The 2,551-nt window shown below is 52.8% G+C and carries 2 protein-coding genes; one reads left to right on the top strand and one right to left on the bottom strand.

The window, feature by feature from the left end:
* Window positions 1-192: 192 nt before the first annotated feature.
* The gene (rpmE, locus tag ACTF5Z_RS06260) at window positions 193-408 is read left to right on the top strand and encodes a 50S ribosomal protein L31 (protein WP_009575262.1); all 216 of its coding nucleotides are present in this window, start codon (window positions 193-195) and stop codon (window positions 406-408) included.
* Between the two features lie 104 nt (window positions 409-512).
* On the opposite strand, the gene ACTF5Z_RS06255 is transcribed toward rpmE, so the two are convergent.
* A partial coding sequence (locus tag ACTF5Z_RS06255; protein ID WP_438984917.1) for a penicillin-binding protein 1A occupies window positions 513-2,551 on the bottom strand: 2,039 nt, incomplete at its 5' end.

Below are 2,551 nucleotides of genomic sequence, written 5' to 3'. Positions count from 1 at the left end.
GGCCACTGCGATTCTCAGTATCGGCATGCGCTGTAAATATTGACTTAAGAGTGGCTAGTGTAGCAGACAAAAGCAGTGGCTTGCTTATTGTTAAATCTAAGGTACAATACGCGCCCTTTTGACAACATCAGTGCCATGCACTGCGGTGCCTTGCAAAGACGAGGTGGCGGTGGTGCCCAACGGAGAAATAGCATGAAAGCGGATATCCATCCAAAATACGTTGCAGTTACAGCAACTTGCAGCTGCGGTAATACCATCCAGACTCGCTCAACCATCGGTGAAGACTTTCACGTCGATGTGTGTTCGCAGTGTCACCCTTTTTACACCGGCAAACAGAAAATCGTTGATAGCGGTGGTCGTGTCGATCGCTTCAAGCGCCGTTTTGGTAGCCGTGGCGCTGCGAAATAACCGTAGAACGAATTCTGAAACGCCGCGCTCAAGCGCGGCGTTTTTATTTGTGGGGCAAAAGATGTCACGTTGTTGGTAGGAGCGGGGCGCTTCTTAGGTGCGATTTAGAACACATCCAATAACAGGTCTTGGCTTTCGGTTTGGGCTTCGTCAGCGTAGCGTTTTGGCGCCAGCTCTGCTCGAAAATATTCCTCTAAGGTGTTCTTCTTTCCGGATCGAGCCAGTAAGCCGGTCTCGCTGTCGATCGTCGCTCTGACGATACCCGGAGGAATTTGGCGATCAGTTTCGGGTTGTCCTTTCAGGGCTTCACGCATAAAGTCAATCCAAATGGGGAGTGCCGCGGTACCGCCAAATTCTCTTGAGCCCAGTTCTGAAAAATCATCAAAGCCAACCCACGTTGTTGTCACGATGTTCGGGTTGTAGCCTGAAAACCACGCGTCTCTGGGTCCATTGGTGGTGCCTGTTTTTCCCGCAAGGTCATTGCGTTTTAGGCTTAGAGCTGCGCGACCAGTCCCCAGCTTTACAACGTCTTTTAGCATGCTGTCTAAAATGAAGTGAATGCGTTCGTCCATAACCCTGGGGGCTTGTGGCGTTTCAATATTGCCGGCTAAAACATCGGCCATCGACACTTCCTCGCTCATTTTACAGGGGTCACATGCTTGTGCCGGATTGGCTTCAAGCAATAGTTCCCCAGTGGCCGACTCGATTCTTTCGATAATAAAAGGCTCGATTAAAAAACCTCCGTTAGCGAGTAGGGCATAGGCTTTGGCGATTTCGACCGGAGTCATGGCGTGTGTGCCCAACGCAAGCGATAAGTCGGGCGCGAACTCGTCGGTGCTAAACCCCAGCGTTGATGCGTATTTCAGCATGTTGCGTACGCCCATTTTTTCGAGTATCCGAATAGACACTAGGTTGCGCGATTTTGTCAGAGCCCAGCGCAAGCGAGTGGGTCCGTAAAACTTTCCGCCATCGTTTTCGGGGCGCCACACACCCTCCAGTGATGCATCTTTAAAGACCAATGGGGCGTCATTGACGAGGCTTGCGGCGGTCATGCCCGCGTCTAAGGCCGCTGCGTAAATGAATGGTTTGAAGCTGGAGCCGGGCTGACGCTTGGCCTGTGTGGCGCGGTTGAATTTGCTTTTGCTGAACCCAATGCCGCCGACGAGACTCAAAATTCGACCTGTTTTAGCTTCAAGTGAAACAAGGGCGGCCTGAGCGGCTGGCAGCTGGGTAAGTTCGAAGTCGCCGTTAATTTTCTCGCGGATGCGTATGACATCGCCTACGGCAACCACGTCCGACGCGTTGGTGGGGCTGCGTCCGAATAGGTCCTCGTTGATGTATGGATTGGCTTGTTGTAAGCCGTTCTGCCAGGTTATCTGGACCGTCTGTCCGCTGCTGAGCATCGCGTTTATGTCGCGTTCGTTTACTTCTATTACCGCCGCGGCCTGCATATCGGCGATGCTCGGACGTTGGTTTAGCGCTTCTTGCCACTCGGTTTTATTGATCATTGGATCGCCGGGGAGTTTGGCTTCGGCGCCGCGATAGCCATGGCGTCGGTCATACTCCTGCAGCCCATTAATCACCGCCCGTCGCGCTGTGGCCTGCAAATTGCCGTTTATCGTGGTGGTGACGACATAACCATCGGTGTAGGCACTATTGCCGAAGCGCTCGAGCATTTCGGCGCGGACCAATTCGGCGACGTAATCCGCCCTGAGTTCGACTTGCCCGCCATGTAACGACGCGAGAACCGGTTCTTGCTTTGCGGCTTCGGCTTCAGTGCTTGTGATATAGCCGAGTTTCACCATGCGGCCTAGAATCCAATTGCGTCGATCTTTCGCTGCTTGTGGGTCGGAAACCGGGTTGTCGCGAGAGGGCGCTTTTGGTATGCCTGCTAACAGCGCCCATTGCGACAAGCTAAGCTCCTTGATCGATCGCCCGTAATACACTTCGGATGCGGCTTCAAAACCGTAAGCCCGATGTCCGAGAAATACGCGATTAAAGTACAGCTCAAAAATCTCTTGTTTGCTCAGCGCCCGTTCGATTTCGATCGCTAGTAAGATTTCGTTGAACTTGCGAATAAAGGTTTGGTCCAGCGTCAAAAAATAGTTTCGCGCCACCTGCATGGTTAGCGTGCTGCCGCCAC

The organism is Aequoribacter sp. (genome assembly GCF_965659035.1).
Taxonomy (GTDB): Bacteria; Pseudomonadota; Gammaproteobacteria; order Pseudomonadales; family Halieaceae; genus Aequoribacter.
Note: the sequence above shows the minus strand (reverse complement) of the source record. Positions and strands in the feature narration are given on the sequence as shown.

Bases quoted from the DNA above. Each gene is read 5' to 3' on its own strand.
- rpmE (WP_009575262.1), top strand. From the start codon at position 193: ATGAAAGCGGATATCCATCCAAAATACGTTGCAGTTACAGCAACTTGC.